Annotated in this window: 14 protein-coding genes and 1 riboswitch; of the genes, 3 read left to right on the top strand and 11 right to left on the bottom strand. The window is 40.6% G+C overall.

The annotated features are described in order from the left end of the window. Positions 1-149: 149 nt before the first annotated feature. Positions 150-1,127, top strand: a complete 978-nt coding sequence (locus tag WJP93_RS02925) for an aldo/keto reductase family protein (protein ID WP_337546805.1) — start codon at positions 150-152, stop codon at positions 1,125-1,127. A gap of 96 nt (positions 1,128-1,223) precedes the next feature. On the opposite strand, the gene WJP93_RS02930 is transcribed toward WJP93_RS02925, so the two are convergent. The 7 genes from WJP93_RS02930 to WJP93_RS02960 form a co-directional block, all read right to left on the bottom strand. Then, entirely contained in the window at positions 1,224-1,949 is a 726-nt protein-coding gene (locus tag WJP93_RS02930; RefSeq protein ID WP_337546806.1) for a response regulator, read from the bottom strand. Between the two features lie 6 nt (positions 1,950-1,955). Continuing rightward, a complete protein-coding gene (locus WJP93_RS02935) occupies positions 1,956-3,650 on the bottom strand; it encodes a histidine kinase (protein ID WP_337546807.1) in 1,695 nt (564 codons plus the stop codon). Between the two features lie 143 nt (positions 3,651-3,793). Continuing rightward, positions 3,794-5,428, bottom strand: coding sequence for a hypothetical protein (locus WJP93_RS02940; protein ID WP_337546808.1), 1,635 nt, complete (start codon positions 5,426-5,428; stop codon positions 3,794-3,796). A 113-nt stretch (positions 5,429-5,541) separates the two neighbouring features. Next, the gene (locus WJP93_RS02945; RefSeq protein ID WP_337546810.1) at positions 5,542-6,411 is read right to left on the bottom strand and encodes a carbohydrate ABC transporter permease; all 870 of its coding nucleotides are present in this window, start codon (positions 6,409-6,411) and stop codon (positions 5,542-5,544) included. 16 nt (positions 6,412-6,427) lie between these two features. Next, the gene (locus WJP93_RS02950; RefSeq protein WP_337546812.1) at positions 6,428-7,384 is read right to left on the bottom strand and encodes an ABC transporter permease subunit; all 957 of its coding nucleotides are present in this window, start codon (positions 7,382-7,384) and stop codon (positions 6,428-6,430) included. 281 nt (positions 7,385-7,665) lie between these two features. Continuing rightward, complete coding sequence (locus WJP93_RS02955) at positions 7,666-9,645, bottom strand: alginate lyase family protein (protein WP_337546813.1); 1,980 nt, start codon at positions 9,643-9,645, stop codon at positions 7,666-7,668. A 114-nt stretch (positions 9,646-9,759) separates the two neighbouring features. Next, positions 9,760-10,422 (bottom strand): NUDIX hydrolase N-terminal domain-containing protein, encoded by a 663-nt coding sequence (locus WJP93_RS02960; RefSeq protein WP_066559239.1) that lies wholly within the window; start codon positions 10,420-10,422, stop codon positions 9,760-9,762. Between the two features lie 281 nt (positions 10,423-10,703). Here WJP93_RS02960 and WJP93_RS02965 point away from each other — a divergent pair, with 281 nt between their 5' ends. Then, on the top strand, positions 10,704-11,987 hold the full coding sequence (locus WJP93_RS02965; RefSeq protein WP_337546865.1) for an MATE family efflux transporter: 1,284 nt from the start codon (positions 10,704-10,706) through the stop codon (positions 11,985-11,987). A gap of 129 nt (positions 11,988-12,116) precedes the next feature. Here the strand turns inward: WJP93_RS02965 and WJP93_RS02970 are convergent, their stop codons facing one another. Beyond that, positions 12,117-13,580: an alanine/glycine:cation symporter family protein gene (locus WJP93_RS02970; protein WP_337546866.1), complete on the bottom strand. Its 1,464-nt coding sequence runs from the start codon at positions 13,578-13,580 to the stop codon at positions 12,117-12,119. Positions 13,581-13,654: 74 nt separating this feature from the next. Then, a riboswitch (glycine riboswitch) is annotated at positions 13,655-13,750 on the bottom strand. Positions 13,751-13,971: 221 nt separating this feature from the next. Then, the gene (locus tag WJP93_RS02975; protein ID WP_262538774.1) at positions 13,972-14,964 is read right to left on the bottom strand and encodes an aldo/keto reductase; all 993 of its coding nucleotides are present in this window, start codon (positions 14,962-14,964) and stop codon (positions 13,972-13,974) included. A 112-nt stretch (positions 14,965-15,076) separates the two neighbouring features. Here WJP93_RS02975 and WJP93_RS02980 point away from each other — a divergent pair, with 112 nt between their 5' ends. Beyond that, complete coding sequence (locus WJP93_RS02980; protein ID WP_118612751.1) at positions 15,077-15,565, top strand: MerR family transcriptional regulator; 489 nt, start codon at positions 15,077-15,079, stop codon at positions 15,563-15,565. 6 nt (positions 15,566-15,571) lie between these two features. Here the strand turns inward: WJP93_RS02980 and WJP93_RS02985 are convergent, their stop codons facing one another. Together WJP93_RS02985 and WJP93_RS02990 are read right to left on the bottom strand one after the other, a co-directional pair. Further along, complete coding sequence (locus WJP93_RS02985; protein WP_337546817.1) at positions 15,572-16,528, bottom strand: DUF3878 family protein; 957 nt, start codon at positions 16,526-16,528, stop codon at positions 15,572-15,574. Continuing rightward, positions 16,528-16,965, bottom strand: coding sequence for an HIT family protein (locus WJP93_RS02990; protein WP_227101869.1), 438 nt, complete (start codon positions 16,963-16,965; stop codon positions 16,528-16,530). The genes WJP93_RS02985 and WJP93_RS02990 overlap by 1 nt, the downstream gene beginning before the upstream one ends. Positions 16,966-17,038 lie beyond the last annotated feature (73 nt).

Consider the following 17,038-nt stretch of genomic DNA (forward strand, 5'->3'; position numbering starts at 1 on the left):
CGTTAATCATATTAGTGATATTACCATATATAGCACCATTCATTTCAAAATGCAATAGTAATTTTTTTAACCCTCTTGACTTCAAGTGCACTTGAAGTTTTATAGTGAATCTAAGATATCCTAAAAAACAAAAATTGGAGGAAAACAAAATGAAATATCGTAACGTAGGAAAATCTGGATTAAAAGTAAGCGAAATCGCAGTTGGAAGCTGGATGACAGATCTGGCAGGTACAGATAAAGTACAGACAGCAGAGGAGACCATTCGCTACGCTTATGAGAATGGTGTTAATTTTTTTGACTGTGCCGATGCTTACAGCGGTGGAGAGGCTGAAAAATTCCTTGGTCGTGTTTTAAAGGATTATAGAAGAAGCAGCCTTGTTGTTTCTAGTAAGGTATATTTCCCGACTGGAGACAAAGCAAATGAACGTGGTCTTTCCAGAAAGCACATTATTGAGAACCTTGATCGTTCTTTAAAAAATATGCAGATGGATTATCTTGATTTATACTATTGCCACCGCTACGATGAATCAACGCCTATGGAAGAAACACTTCGCACCCTTAGCGGATTAGTTGATCAGGGAAAGATTCTGTACTATGGTGTCAGTGAAGAATGGGGCGGTGCAAGACTCGAAGAGGCACAGCGAATTATAAGTGACTATCGTTTACACCCGATGACTGTTATTCAGCCTCAGTATCACATGATGGATCGCTATATTGAGCATGAAATTATGGGAATTTGTGAAAAATACGGAATCGGCATCACACCATTTTCTCCGCTTGCGCAGGGTCTTTTGACTGGAAAATATAAGAAAAACCAGCCATATCCAGAAGGTTCAAGAGCAACACATCAGGCCGACAAGCAGATCAACAATTTGCTCACCGATGAAAATCTCAATAAAGTAGAGGCTCTCGAAAAAATTGCGGACGAACTTGGTGTGACAATGTCAGTTCTTGCACTGTCATGGATTCTCAGAAAAGATATTGTAAGCAGCGTAATCACCGGTGCAAGCAAGAAAACACAATTAGAATCCAATCTTGCTGCAAGTGGATTTGTGATTCCAGCAGATGCACTTGCTGATATTGAAAAGATTCTTGATTTTACTCGCTTTGAAAGACACGTAGGTTAACAAAATCAAATAGGCTTCGTAGGGGGCAAAACCCCTATGAAACCTTTTGCGTTCGTATTTCCCTTCTATTTTCCTTTTGTTTATTCTCTTTTTTATTTATCCTCTTATTCCCTTCTTGTATTCCTTTGGCGAAACACCATATTGCTCACGAAAGATTTTTGCAAAGTGTTGGCTCTTCTGATAACCAAGCTGCAGCATAATCTCATTTATTTTCTGCTCGGTATTGTCTAACAACCAGGCCGCTTTTTCCATCTTGCAGCGTGTCACGTAATTTGACAAATTTTCTCCAGTGCTCTCCTTAAAATAGCGAGATAAATAGGACGGATTTAAATGCACTACACTTGCAAGCAGCTCAAGTGACAGGTCGCTCTCAATATTTTCTTTGATATAGTTTTCTACCTCAAAGATCACATCGCCTGTCTTTTCTTTTTCCTGCCGCTCTTTCTGCGTGGCAAAATGACGCTCTAACATTTTTTCAAGAATTTCTTCAAATTCATCTTTTAAAATTGGCTTTAACAGATATTCAGAAACACCATACTGAATGGCTTGCTTCGCATACTCAAACTCACCATATCCAGATAAAATCATAACCTTGGTTGGATATTTCTTCTCAAATATATGTCTGCAAAGGTCAAGCCCTGAAATTTTAGGCATACGAATATCTGTAATCAATAATTCCGGCTGATATTTATCAAGCATATCTCTTGCCATAGAACCACCGCCTGCCGTGTATACATGTTCAAAGCCATATTGTTCCCAATCGACTAGCTTTCTCAAATAATCTACCATATATGGCTCATCATCTACAATTAATACCTGCATTGTTTTCTATTTCCCCTCCTTGATTTCTGCTTTTCGTTCTGGCTGGATCGTAAAATAAACCGTCAGACCACCCCAGCGACTTCGGCGAAATCCGAGTGCCGCTGATTTTGAATAATAATTGATCAGACGCTGGTTCACGTTCCACAATCCCACACTTTCCTCTTCCTTTCGCTCTTTTCTGGAGATGCGCTCCTTGAGTGCCGCGATTTGTTCCTTCGTCATACCCTCTCCGTCATCTGAAATCGCAAAGGTAACGGCACGGCTTGGTGCCCATCCAATCACGATCTCGATCTGCTTGGCACTCTCGCATCCCTCTAAGCCATGCTCTATCGCGTTTTCAATCAGTGGTTCCAAAATAAGAGGAATAATAGGCAGCTCTCCAATATCCTGCGACATATCAATGCTATAGCGGATGCGCTTTCGCATTGCCATGATTTCCAGATATGACCTTGCGTATGATACTTCTTCTTTTATTGTTGTAATCATCTTTTTCTGTGTGCAATAGCGATAATAGCGCGACAAATGTACTGCCATGCTGCGCACCGCATCTGGCTCTTCCGCCACAGTCACGATGTAAGAAAGGCTGTTATAAAGAAAATGAGGATTGATTTGAAGCTGCAGCTGCTCTAATTCTGCCTGCATACGAAGCTCCTGCTCCTTTAAGGTCTCATCCAACAGCTCATTCATGTGAACAATCATATGGTTGAACTGATCAAATACATAATAAAACTCATTATCTGGAAGCTGTGTTATCTGCGTTGTCCAATCTCCATCCTCCACACGCTTTAATTTATATGTCAGCATATTTAACTGCATTAGAATATTTCTGTTATACATCAGTAAATACAATGCTCCAAGCAAAAGAGCTACTGACAATACTGCGCCTGTGATATACGTTATATTGTTGACTGGAAGAAGCATCTTGCTTAATGGGTAATAGGTCACTAGCGTCAGTCCATTCTTGGCAATATCAGAAGTTACGACCTGATAGCGACCATTTTCAATACTCAGTTCCTGCATACCAGGCTCATTATCAAGCTCCTTCATCTTACCCTGAATCTGTGCACTTTCAGAATTAACTGGAAACAAACTCTGCTTATCGTCATACAAACAAAGTGTACCTCCCCCGTCAAATCCAGAAGCCATATTTTTGATGCGATATAACCAATCACGCTCCATGCGTATGAGTAAGTAAGGTTCATCATCATCTGATGCCCATGTTGTTTTATAGCATCGACAAAAATAAATTTCTCCTTCACTAATAATCCATCTATTGTCCTCTAACTCACTCAAAACTGATTTATCTTTTATGCCTGATATTGTTGAACTAGAAACAATTCTTTTTTCATCTGGCCAGTAAAGGACAAACTCCGCCATTCCGGAATTTGTTTTCTGTTTTTCCTGAAAAATCTGCTGCATCGTTTTTACTTTCATCACATAGCTGTAAATATCTTCTTGATCTACAATAGCCACCTGCAGCAGCTTCATATCTTCACTTGCAAGGACTGCACTCGCTTCTAGCTCGATTTCCTTAACCTTCTGGTCTAGCTGATCAAATGAATACTCCATCTGAATTTTAGCAACTCTTTGCAGTGAAACTTTAAGATTTGCTGAGCTATACCAATATAAAATCAAAAAACTCCCGACAATAATGATTAGAAAAAGCACAAATATTCGGTAAATCGAATTGATACGCTTCATTTAATTTTTCCTCCTGTGGCTTTTTACAAAATGACCTTTTTTACGATGAGTATAGCTCAAATTTTCCTTAAAGTCTACAAGGGACAGATTTCTCTGCCCCTTGTATTTATTAATATATTACTTTTCACTGCATGCGTTTTTGATTATTTTACGCTCTGATACCACTCGTTTACTTCCTCAGTGATCTTGTCGCCGCCCTGAGAATACCAATCTTCTACAAACTTATCAAATGCATCGATGGACTCATTTCCGTAGATGATGTTTGTGTAAACCTGCTTCTCCATGGTCTGTAACTGCTCCCAATACTTGGACATGCTTGCTGTTGGAGCTGCCTTAAACTTGCTCGGATTCTGATACTCTTTGTAATCGTTTGCAATTGCAAAACCTTCTGCACAGTTGTAGGAAGTTTCAAAATGAGCCTTTGCACGAATCTCCGCACCCGTCTCTGGCTCTTCACCTGCATAGACTTTTGCATAAGCATCCATTGCACTAAATTCAGGAGTTTTTTTAAATACGGTAGATTTTCCTGGCATAAATGGATCTGCTACCGGCGGATCGAACAGGTTGGAATCAAACACAACCTTATCGCCCTGTACCTGGTAATCATAACCTTCCAGATAACCATACTCGAATCCATTTGTTCCGAATGCCTGATTGTACATCCAATCATAGTACTCGAAGAATGCTTCCATGTTATCGAAATCTTTCTTAAACATTAACCAACCATCATTAAGCTCAGCATCCTGATATGTCATTTCTCCATTTTCCTGAAGAATATTCGGATATGCCTTTACAACTGCTTCTGGTGCAACACTTGTTACATCCTTTACTGAATCAATACACCATGGACGGCCAATAAAAATACCTGCCTTACCTTCTGTAAACTGGGTCATCGCATCCCATGCACCTGTTGCAGCTGCTTCCTGGAAAGTCCAGCCGTTTGCATGCCACTTTGCCATACGCTCAAGTGCCTGCTTGTTGCCCTCGTCAAGAGAACCATATACGAGCTTTCCGTCCTCGTCCTCCTGCCACTGTCCTGGAAGCATATCTCCAGAAAATACAGAGAAGATGGTTACTGGATCAGCACACCAACCATTGTTGTAGATGCTATCTCCCTCATATATAAAACCATATGTATCCTTCTGTCCATTTCCGTCCGGGTCATCCTCAGTAAATGCGCGAATTACTTCCTCAAATTCATCAATTGTTGTCGGAGCTTTCAGACCTAATTTGTCCAGCCAGTCCTGACGGATGATCATAACCTCGCCTTCAGTCAGATGTGGTGAAACTGCCATACCATAAATTTTTCCGTCGTTTGTTACGGTGCTGTAAGTATTTGGATACTGGTCATAGATTTCCTTTAAGCGCTCTGGCATATAGTTTTCGATATCCTCTGTGATATCCTTTACCATTCCAGACTCGATCATATCGGCTGCTAACTGTGCGGAGTAAACCGGGAATACATCTGGCAGATCATCAGAACTGGTCAGCGCCAGACGAAGCTTTGTCTCGTAGTTGGATGCGTCACCACCAAGAAGTGTAGTCTCCATATTGATTCCAAGGCTCTCTCTTGTAAACTCAGTCATCGGATTCTTGTTGATGTCCTCGCCGTCACCGTAACGTCCAGTGTTCTCATCTAACTGCTTTCCGATTGTGATAGTAATTTCCGGATCATACTTTCCATCTGCATTCTTTGTTGCATCTGCTGCGAATGCGCTCATGTTTCCCATTGCCATTGCGGATACCAGTACCAATGAACCAATTGCTTTCTTCTTCATAGTTTTGTTCTCCTTCTTTTTTTGATTTTAATGTTTGTTAGATCTTCGTTTTATAACAACCTCTCAGTGAGGCTTATTATTGTTTTAAATTTCATTTTATTTCTTTTGACTCTTTATTCTTTGACAGCTCCCATTACAACGCCCTTTACAAAATATTTCTGTAAAAATGGATACACAAGAAGAATCGGAAGTGCACCGATAAATACCTGCGCTGCCTTAATAGTTCTCTCAGACATCATCGCTGCTGAGGTTGGATCCATGGACAAATCCTGCTGATTTCCCTGCACAACAATGACTTGAAGAAATGATGCGAGTGGATAGTTCTTTGTATCTGACATATAAAGAATACCGGTGAACCACTCGTTCCAGTTTCCTACCATAATAAATAATCCTACAGTTGCGAGTCCTGCCTTTGACAACGGCAGATAAATCTTACGAAATACAGTAAAAAAGCTTGCGCCGTCAATTCTTGCTGCTTCCTCAAGCGCTTTCGGAATGGTGCGGAAGAAGTTCATGATTAAAATCATGTTGTAGCAGCTGAATGCACCTGGAAGAATATATACCCAAAAGCTGTTTTTGAGTCCTAAAGAAGAGTTGATTAAATAAGACGGAATCAAACCTCCTCCAAATAGCATTGTGAATACGAAAAACCACATAATTGCTGTTCTTCCTTTAAAATCTCTTGACAGCGCGTAGCCTGCCATCGTGATGACTGCCATGCTCACTGCAGTTCCCACTGCGGTACGTGCGAATGAAATCATAAGTGAACGGACGAAGTTGTTATTCTGGAAGGTTTTCTGGTATGCCATTACGGTAAAGTCGATTGGCCAGAAGGTAACTCTTCCACTGTTGGCTGCTGCCTTTCCACTTAACGAAATAGCAAATAAATTTAAAAGCGGGAGGAAGCATAAAAGCGCCAATGTACATAGAAGAATCGTATTAAATACAACAAATATTTTTCTGCTTAAAGATGCCTTGCGCATGATCATTCCCCCTTTCTTAGAATATTCGGTAACCAGCAAATTTGTATGCCAGCTTGTACGCAACTGCAGTTAAGAATAGGCTGACACCCGATTTAAATAATCCAACTGCTGTACCAAAACTATACTGACCATTAACTAGCGACTGGCGATACACATATGTATCAATAATATCACCTGTACTATATGTAAGCGGTGAATACAGGTTAAAAATCTGATCAAATCCAGCATTTAATACATTTCCAAGACTAAGTGTCGCCATAACGATTACCATCGGAAGAATACATGGAATAGTCACATAAAGTGTCTGTTTCCAACGGCCTGCTCCATCAATCTGTGCTGCTTCATATAAGCTCTGATCAATATTGGAAATGGCAGCCAGATAAACAATCATTCCAAATCCAAAGCCCTTCCACAGATCGGATATTACAACGATCTGGCGAAACATTCCAGCATTTCCCAAAAAGAAAATTGGATTCATACCAAATGCCTTGCTCAAAAACATGTTTACAATACCATCCATGCCAAGAATATCACGAAGCATTCCAGCTACTGTTACCCATGAAAGAAAATGAGGCAAGTAAACAAGTGTCTGGATGCCTTTTTTGAGACCCATATTATGTACTTCATTTAACAAAAGTGCAATAATTATCGGGAAAATTAATCCAAGTACCATTTTTGATACTGCAATAATAAATGTGTTTATGATTGCCTGATATGATTCTTTAAATTCAAAGATCTGCTTAAAATTATCCAAGCCTACGAACTCAGAACCTGTGATACCAAGCCACGGCTTATAATTTTGAAATGCCATAATCAAGCCGCCCATTGGTGCATAGCAAAAAATCAATGCCAAAATAATTGCTGGAAGAAGCATTATATACATTGGCCAACTATGCTGTACCTCTTTTTTCACTCTTTGAGCAAGTGGCTGCTTATTTCTTTGCAAGCTTTTGTCTGTATTGTTCCTGCTCATTTAATTCTCCTTTCTTTGCTTCCGTGTTTTGTTACAATTAGTATAGCAAAATACCATTTTCTTTTATGCACCTTTATTTTTGTTTTACGTCCCCTTTTTTTACCTATTTTAGATTTTTTTAATAAAAGAGAGGAACCCGGGGTGGATTCCTCTCATTTTGCTGGTGTTTTGGTACTCTGTTTTTACTTTATAGGTGTTTTTGTGTACAGATTCATAGTGAGTGCAACCCGGTAGGTTTACGAAGGGGGCTTCGCCGCACCCACTGTTTACGTTACAAACATTTAGCCGCGCAATGTGTTTTCGTTAAGTGCCCATTCACTGCCATCATCAAAAATAAGTGTAATATCCATATTGGCTGCGTCTGAGGATGCCTTTACGCCAACAAGACGCTTACACTGCGTACCTGCCTGATGTGGTGCGAGCACTGTTACAATACGAACTGCATTTGCATTTACTTTTGTATCAACACATGGCACTGCACGATACATACCCTGCTTTGTTCCTGTTGCAATGAATCCCTGCCATTCTGGTGTTTCCTGGCCTGCAATAATTGCAGTTTCTCCATTTGACCATGCAATGTCAGCATCTGCAAACTTGATATACTTATCTGTCTGCTTTTCAACTTCACTGTCAATATGCCATAAGATATCCCAATTGTGAGTCTCACTGCTGCTCTTTGTGTCTGACAAACGGTCAACTGTGATTAGAAGCGGCTGATTTTTGTCACGATAAAAATAAATTGCTCTTTCGTGAACAGGTGCCTTATCCTGATCTTCACCATAGCCTTCGTCGTAAGCACTCTTTGCATAGTCCCACTTTTTGGAGAAGTTCCACTCTAAATTGGACTTCTTTTTAATATCCTCTTCCTTCCATGCATAAGTCTTTCTGCGGTTCTGATCCTGTCCATCTACGCGTACAGTATTGTGAGATCTTGTTGACAGCACATAGTTTCTCATCTCTGACTCATCATAAGCATAATTTCCACCCTCTGTCAGCAAAAACTTTCCATTTGTATAAAGAAGAACTGACAACTTATCCTCATGCTGATGCGCTCTTCCAAATGGTGCTGCATCCATTAATGCCCAGGTATCATCCTGTCCCCAACCGGTACGAAGTGCAGCAAAGCCTGACCATGGCATAGCTGCTGAGGTATATTCTGGCTTTCCTGTCTCATCACCTTCTGTAATCCATTTTGCTCTCTTATCATTTGGAATGATTCTCTTTCTTACCTCATAAGAACCCTTTACATCACGTCTGCATCCATCGTTTAGGTCTGGTGTTTTGCCATCTGGCATCATCAATTTGATATCAAGCTCACATGCTCTTGACAACTTTTCAAGAAGTGTGTCCGGAATTGTTTTTCCAAACTTGTAAGCAACTTCAATAAAACGCTGATAGTTGTTGATAACGACATCATGATAATTTGTCGTCAGCTCATACTGGAAACCATCCGGGTAAATCTGGCGATCAAGCTCCTCCTCGAGACTTTCAAGTGCCTGCTGCAGCCATTTTGCTGACTTTTTAAACTGCGGATATAAAATACCAATCTGACCCAGACCATTCATCTCCATGATCAGCCAGTTTCCAGTCATATGGTTTTTGCTAAGACGCTCACCATGTTCATATACTGACTTATACCAATTGATCAAAATATCATCAGTAAATGCTGGTGTCTTATAAAATGTAAATAAAATATACGGCCAGTTTGCACCCATACGAATACCACACTCAATAGTTCGCCAGCACTTTGTTTTATATCCAGCACAGTCTGCATCTGGGCACACTGCCTGTTTCATCCATGAATCCATTAACTCGGCTGCTGCATATGCTAGCTTTTCATTCTTTGTCTTATTATATTCATGCGCCAAAAGCTTAATATCATTGTGACGGCTCAACTGCCATGTCCATTCTTTATAGCCATTGTATGTAGGATTTGCTTCCCAATCAACTGTATTTTCTTTTCCGTACTCACAAGGGACGCCAACAGACACAAGCGTATGATTGCAGATTCGCTCTGCTGCCTCGGCATCACTCTCACCCGGAAGCTTATAGATATTCTCCGGAATCTCATATGGAATCTCAAAGAAACGATCTGCATCTAATGTTTTGCGAATATAAGATGCCATTTTCTTTTTTGCAAGACTATAATCTTCGTCGGCAACAGCCTCCTTCACAGCTTCCATTCCCGGATAATCAAGATTCAAACATTCACCAAAGAATTGTTCGTCACTTAAAAGTGGTCCTAATTTTTTTTCATCCATTCCTTTTTCCCTCTTTCTAAAATTCATTAACACATAATTTCGCGCACTTTGTGTTATGTACAGCATACCCGAAATCAGGATATTTTGCAATCAGAAACAGTAGTAGAATGGAGTTCAATCAATCTGTGTCTTCCAGTTTGGCGTGCGTGCTGCCTCAAAGCACATATGAATCTGCTCTATGTTATTCTTTTCTTCTGCTAATTTTAATTTAGAAGTTTCCTCTTCAGAAAAATAACGACTCTCGGATGTTTCAATATTTTCCTCAAAGGATCCACCTACAACACTGCAAAGAGCAAATACCTTGCAGACTTTCCACGCATAGACTGGCTGGTTATGCTTTTCTCGATCCTGAATAGCAATTACAGTATCGACAGTGACATCAAGACCAGATTCTTCTTTGACCTCTTTAATAATATTGTCATGCACAGATACATCCACATCAACCCAGCCGCCTGGAAGAGACCATGTACCATTATTTTCTTTTACAAGAAGAATTTTTCCATCTTGAAATACTGCGGCGCGCGTGTCTAACTTTGGTGTCTGGTATCCTGTCTCACTGCAAAAAAGATCGACAACTTTTTCCTTTGAAATGCCTGAATGCAGACTGATCATCTCTGCGGCAATATCACGAATCTGCTCATAACGCTCTCTGTCATAAACATCTTTTCCGTAGGTAAGACCTGCCTGAGCAATGGCCTGTAATTTTACTGCCCAATCAAGCCAAGGGCTTGTCTTTGATTCTTTTAAAGTTTCATTCTTATTGTTCTCGTTCTGCATATTTGTTTCCTTCCTATCGTTTCGCTATAATTTTCATTATCAAATTTGAATCTGACAGTTTTATTTGCAATGAATCTGCTCTATCAGTCTTTTTATTATAATCCAAAAATTTGCTTGCTGCATCCACAAAAATATCATTTTATATTTATTATTTTTCTTGACTCTACAATGGATATATAGTTTATAATAAAGCGAAACATTTTGCAAACCACAAAGGGGGCTTTCTCATAGAAAAAAATCTTACCACAGGCAGCGTCTTAAAAAATATTCTCTTCTTTTCGCTGCCATATTTGTTCTCTTACTTTTTGCAGACGCTCTATGGCATGGCAGATCTTTTCATCATCGGTCAGTTTGAAGGTGTCGCCGCAACCACAGCTGTCTCAATCGGAAGTCAGGTCATGCACATGCTAACCGTCATGATCGTCGGCCTTGCCATGGGCACAACAGTCAGCATTGCACAGGCAATCGGTGCAAATAAAAAGGATGATGCCGCTACCGCCACCGGAAACACGGTCACTTTATTTTTGATCTTATCTGTCTGCCTGACTGGCGCACTGTTATGCGTAATCCGTCCGATTACCATGATCATGTCCGTACCAGAAGAAGCCGTTTCTGGCACTATCGCTTACCTTACAATCTGCTTTATCGGCATTCCTTTTATCACAGCATACAACATTATCAGTTCCATTTTCCGCGGAATGGGTGACTCAAAAAGTCCAATGTATTTCATCGCTGTTGCCTGTGTGGCAAACATCATTCTTGACTACATTTTCATTGGACTATGCCACTTTGGTCCAGCTGGCGCGGCACTCGGTACAACTGTCTCTCAGGCTATCAGCGTTATCGTTTCTCTTTTTGTAATTGTAAAACGCAAAACTGGAATCTCATTAAAGCCATCCGATTTTCGCCCGAAGCGCAATGTTTGCGGCACAATCTTAAAGATCGGAATCCCAATCGCCTGCCAGGATGGTTTGATTCAGATTGCATTTATTATTATTACCATCATTGCAAACAAGCGTGGTCTGACCGATTCCGCCGCCGTCGGCATTGTTGAGAAGGTAATCAGCTTCTTGTTTTTGGTGCCATCCTCGATGCTCTCTACTGTCTCTGCACTTGGTGCTCAAAACATCGGTGCCGGAAAGCCAGAGCGTGCCAAACTTACACTTCGCTATGCAATCTTTATCACGGCTGGGTTTGGTCTGATTGTGGCTATTATCATCCAATTTATCGCAGAGCCAGTGGTTGGTCTGTTCACTACCGATAATGGTGTAATTCTCGCAGGAGGTCAATATCTTCGCGGCTACATATGGGACTGCATGTTTGCCGGTATTCACTTTAGCTTCAGCGGTTATTTCTGTGCATGCCAGAAGTCGATTCTTTCCTTCATTCACAATATTATCGCCATCTCACTGGTACGTGTTCCTGGTGTATACCTGACGTCAAAGCTGTTCTCGAATACACTATTTCCTATGGGACTCGCAACTGCAACTGGTTCTCTGTTGTCTGTAATCATCTGCGTTATTGCATTTTTGATTCTTACAAGGAAAGAAAAACACATTGCATAACATACAAACAACGATGCAGCAAAATAAAAAATTTAAAGATAAAAAAAATGAGAAAAACGAACAGAGCCATCGAAGACTGCGACATCCTCGATGGCTCTAAATAGTTGCAAAAATTTTATTTTCTATTTTTTAATTTTCTGCTACATCCTTGATGCTTGCACTTGATTTTTTCTTTGCCATTTTTTGATCTGCATAGACCTCAAAGAAACGTTTTGTCTCTTTTACAACAACACCGCTTAATGCAAAAAGTGCGATCATGTTCGGAAGTGCCATAAGGCCATTGAAAATATCTGCAATCGTCCATACAGCTGCTACTGTCATGTATGGTCCAATAAATACTGCGAGGATATACAGCCAACGATAAATTTTAATCTTCTTTTCGTCTTTTCCTGTCAGATATTCAAGGCAGCGCTCGCCATAATAATCCCATCCAAGAATCGTTGTGAACGCAAAGAATACAAGACAGATCATCAAAACTGCTGCGCAGAACTGATTAGAAAATGGAAGACCATTCTGGAATGCATAAGTTGTTACCTGAACGCCCTCAAGTCCTTCTACCTGCCATGCACCTGTGATGACTACTGACAGTCCAGTAAGTGTACAAATTACAATCGTATCAATAAAGGTTCCTGTCATGCTTACAAGTCCCTGACGTACTGGTTCCTTTGTCTGTGCTGCAGCTGCTGCAATCGGTGCACTTCCAAGACCTGCCTCGTTTGAGAAAATTCCTCTTGCAACACCATTTTGCATCGCAACGAGCATACTTCCAACAACACCGCCTGTCACGGCCTTTGGATTAAATGCAGCCTGAACGATCGTAACAATTGCCTGCGGTACCTCCTTAATGTTAAACAAAACAAGTGCCAACGCAAAAATAAAATAAATAATCGCCATGAATGGAACAACAATCTGGCTGACGCTTGCGATTCGCTTTACACCACCGATAATAACAGCAGCAACGCAAAATGTCAGAACGAGGGATGCAATAACAACAACACATGAATATGTACCAAGACCTGGAATTGTTACAGCAAGGGATTTATCTGGATCAAAAAATCCAACTACTGCACTAGAGATACCATTAACCTGGCTGAATGTTCCGATACCAAAAAGACCAACACATGCGCCAAAGAAAGCGAATACCTTAGCAAGCCATTTCCAGTTTTTTCCCATTCCTTTTTCGATATAATAAAATGGTCCTCCAAGACTATGACCACTCTCATCAACGACACGATATTTTACAGCCAGTAAGCCCTCGGAATATTTTGTTGCCATTCCAAGAAAAGCTGCCATAATCATCCAAAAAAGAGCACCTGGACCTCCGGCACATACAGCCGTTGCTACACCTACAATATTTCCAGTTCCAATAGTTGCACTTAATGCAGTACAAAGTGCAGCGAAACTGCTGATTTCGCCTTCACCTTCTTCCTCATTTTGAACCATCCATTTTAAAGCAAGCCCTAGTTTTCGCACCTGCAAAAGTCCAAGACGGACAGTCAGTAAAAGTCCACCTGACAAAATCAGTACCATTAGCGGCACACCCCAGACAAAATCATCAATTTGCTTCAGAACACTTTGAATTGCACTCCACATGTTTCCTTCTCCCATCTTTTTCTTTTGGCAGTTTTTCTGGAAACACGGGCTAAAAAAGAATACACGTACTTATTCTCTTTTTCTCTGTCCTTTTGCCTGAGAGATTCCTGCGCTGACGCACAATTGCACCTTCGGCCTCCGATTTTACGGATGTCTCCAGAGATACGATCCATCTGCAGTTTCTCCCTTAAAAGGTACCTGAGAGTGTTACTCCTTCGGTGGGCCGCAGCCTCTTTCCAGCAGACTTCTTCTCGTTATCACTACTGTGCTTTACTATACCGCAGTGAAGTATATTCTGTCAAGTATAAAATTTAGAAACAAAAACCATCAGGACATGTTGATATCAATATCAAGTCTTGATGGTTTTCGCTGTCATTTATGATCTATTTTTTTATTTACCGCAGATCTCGTCGATCTTTGCTCTCTCTTCTTCTGTAAATACAGGAGCATTCAGCATTCCGATGTTGTCTAAAATCTGAGCTGGCTTTGATGCACCAATAAGAACGCTTGTGATATCGCCATCGCGAAGAATCCATGCAAGTGCCATCTGTGCAAGGCTTTCACCACGTTTCTTTGCAATCTCATTTAATGCGTTGATCTTTGCCAATGTCTCCTCGGTGATTGCGTTCTCTTTTAAGAATCTTCCATCAGTACGAATACGGCTGTCCTGCGGAATACCATGTAGATAACGATCAGTCAGAAGACCCTGTGCCAATGGGCAGAATGTGATAATTCCGATTCCATTCTTTGATGCATAATCCTTTAAACCATCAGTTTCAATAGTACGATCAAACATAGAGTACTTGCGCTGATTGATAATAAATGGAGTACCCATCTCTTTAAAGAGCTTTGCAATCTCAATAGTCTGTTCCTTATTATAATTGGAAATTCCAACATAAAGAGCTTTTCCGCTTCTTACAATGCCATCAAGGGCTCTTGCTGTCTCTTCAAGTGGTGTCTCTGGATCTGGTCTGTGATGATAATAAATGTCCACATAGTCAAGTCCCATTCTCTTTAAGCTCTGATCAAGACTGGCAACTAAATATTTCTTGCTGCCCCAGTTTCCGTAAGGGCCCTCCCACATATCATAACCAGCCTTTGTTGAAATAACTAACTCGTCACGGTATGCACCAAGGCTCTTCTTTAAAATACGTCCGAAATTTTCCTCTGCTGCCCCTGGAACTGGGCCATAATTATTTGCCAGATCAAAATGTGTGATACCATTATCAAATGCAGTTTCACACATAGCCATCATGGTATCAAAATTTCCGTTTGTACCAAAATTGTGCCATAAGCCAAGTGACACTGCCGGAAGCTTTAAACCACTTGCTCCGCAGCGATTATACTTCATGTTTTCATATCTTGTTTTTTCTGCAATATACATACTTCTTCTCCCTTTCTGCATTGATTCTTTTTGAATCTTCTGATACACTTACTTTATCACTTCAAGTTAACTTGAAGTCAAGTGTTTTTATAAATTACTCAGGAGGCATTTTATGACGCATTCATCAAACTCAAATGATATAATAAATGAGGCAAAAAAGACTGACCAACCAACTTATACAATCCGACAGATTTCAAATCTATACAAGCTGCCTGCTTCGACGCTTCGTTACTACGAAGATCTTGGTCTTCTGACAGATGTTGTCCACACCGCTTCTGGTGCTCGCATTTACAATCAGTCGCATATTGACCGTTTGGGCGGAATTATGTGTTTTAAGCGAACTGGCCTTTCAATTGCTAAAATCCGCCAGTTTTACCTCTATGAAGAGCATATGGAAGATCATGCACACGACATCAGCCAGATGATGATTGACCACGAGCAAGATATTTTAAATCAAATTGAGGAACTTCAAAATGATCTTGTTCATATCCGTGAAAAAGTGCGCTATTATGCCGCTGTGGAAAATGCCATTGAAAAAAATGAGCCAATTCCTGAATGGCATCAATTTTTTGCCAACGAAGATAATACGGATGAAAATTAATTAAGCCTATTTGATTTCCTCTACTGTCACTCGCTTTTTGTGCCATCCATTTTGCCAAATCAGTAAATAAACATGAAAATCAAGGTCATCCTGCGCCATGGTAAACGGTTCTTCACGAAATACCTCTGCGCGGATGCCTTTTTTATTAAGTTCAAGCCTCTCTGCCTCTGCCTTTTTAAGCAGCTGATTCAGATTTTTATCTGCTTCCTTAGAAAAAGTTCGGCGCGGATATTTTTTATTTTCTTCCTTTAGACATTCAGAAATCAGCTGAGTGATTTTTTTATGTTTTTTCTTTTTTAAGAGCTTCGCAATTTGCTTTGCGATCACTGGCTTTGGAAAGCATTCATATAGCCTAAGCAGCTGAATCAATTCGCGATCTTGGGTCTGCACAGCAAAGGCTTCCATCAGCTTTATCGCCTCTGGTGCAACTTCTTTTAGATCTTCTGATCCCACACGATACTGCTTTGGCACTGCCGGATAGCTGCACGCATTCAGCGGTGGAAAATCAGCAAGACTTGCAAGCTGCCTTTCTTTTTCAGTACAGTACTCCTCACCAAGATAATGATATTTATCACGCAGAATTGCAATCTGGTATTCTAATACACGAAGATCCTCATCGCCTTTCATCCAGAAATGACCGATTCCACTATATTCATACAGATGAACTTCTAGTTCAAGCCGTTTAAAAAAGAGCGTGACGACACATTCTCCCTGCCATACGGATAATACATATCCATCACCGTCTTTCTGCAAGGATGCGTCCAATTCACCCTCATAATCACTTTGATAGCTTCCAGTCATTTTAACCTGATGAAAGACAAGAAAACTTTCCACTGCATCATTCATCAGATATACAAGACGAAGCTTATCCATTAATTTTGCTGTTTCAAAAGCTTCTGGCAGGATCAGTTCAAACTGACCCTGTGCCAGAAGCTCCTGCAGCATTTCAAATGCATCCATCATCAATTGTTAACTCCGCCTACAAGCTTTTCCTGATAACGCTTTACCATCTCATCATACTCTTCATCAGTCAGCTTCTTCTCGCCCGGGTTCATAGCAAATACGCCGCCCCACTCGTACTGATCCTTATATTTTGGAACAAGATGGAAATGCAGATGATGACCTGTATCACCGTATGCACCATAATTTACCTTGTCTGGATGGAACAGCTCATGCATTGCCTGTGCCACCTTTGCAATATCTTCCATGTAAGCAGCGCGCTCCTCTGGTGTCAGTTCAACAATCTCGCTCACATGCTTTTTATGTGCCACGATGACTCTTCCTGGATGACTCTGCTCCTTGAACAGATATACCTTTGAAGTCTCTAACTCACAAATTTTAATTCCGAAAGCAGCAACTAGCTCACCCTCCATGCAATATGCGCAATTCTGATCTTTCATGATCTCTTATCCTCCTGTTGTTTACTACAGCTTATTATACACATCATTTTTTGCTTTTGCAAATCAATAGTTG

The organism is Anthropogastromicrobium sp. (assembly GCF_037349415.1).
In the GTDB taxonomy this organism is placed as follows: Bacteria; Bacillota; Clostridia; order Lachnospirales; family Lachnospiraceae; genus Anthropogastromicrobium; species Anthropogastromicrobium aceti.